The organism is Brachybacterium sp. AOP3-A1-3 (assembly GCF_052378285.1).
Lineage (GTDB): Bacteria > Actinomycetota > Actinomycetes > Actinomycetales > Dermabacteraceae > Brachybacterium.
On record NZ_JBQSXM010000065.1, the window covers coordinates 1 to 610 of the forward strand.

Genomic DNA, 610 nt, shown 5'->3' on the forward strand with positions numbered 1-610 from the left:
ATAGAGGTAGTAGCGGCCGGCCGTAGGGGCCTCCGCCATGAAGGAGATCTCCGGGCCGGAGGTCTCCCCGGCAGCCGGGTCCTCGCCCTCGGCGTGGACGTGGAGGTACTCCATATCGCCCTCGCGCAGGGCGACGAGATGGCCGAAGGCGCCGAGGTAGGGCTCCAAGGTGGTCACCGGAACGCCGTCCTGGGTGACGCTCAGCGTGAGGTCGCTGGACGTCCCGGCAGTCAGGTCCCCGTCCAGAGTCACCTCGAACCCGTCGACCTCGTCCTTCGCAGAGAGGGGACGGTCGGTGACCGGCGTGAGTTCGCCGGCAACGTCAACGGTCCGCGACAGCGTCAGAGTGTCCTCACCGTCGCCGGTGGGGGCGAAGTCGGCATAGATCTTGTACGTACCGGCTTCCTCCCACTGCCAGGGCAGCGACCAGCTGCCGGTGGACGGGTCCAGCTCCGGGTGCACATGGCGGTACTGGGTGCCGTCGGTGCGGACCACGATCAGGTGCATCTCCTTCTCGTGGGCCTCCTGATACTCCGTGACGGGGCTCCCGTCAGGCCCGGTGATCGTGTAGGCGAGCTCTCCGGCCTGCTCAGCGGACTGCGGAGCGGAG

At 68.4% G+C, this 610-nt stretch carries 1 protein-coding gene; it reads right to left on the reverse strand.

Features of this window, described 5'->3' with window-relative positions:
* A partial coding sequence (locus tag ACT3T5_RS19600; protein WP_444595333.1) for a hypothetical protein occupies positions 1 to 610 on the reverse strand: 610 nt, incomplete at both ends.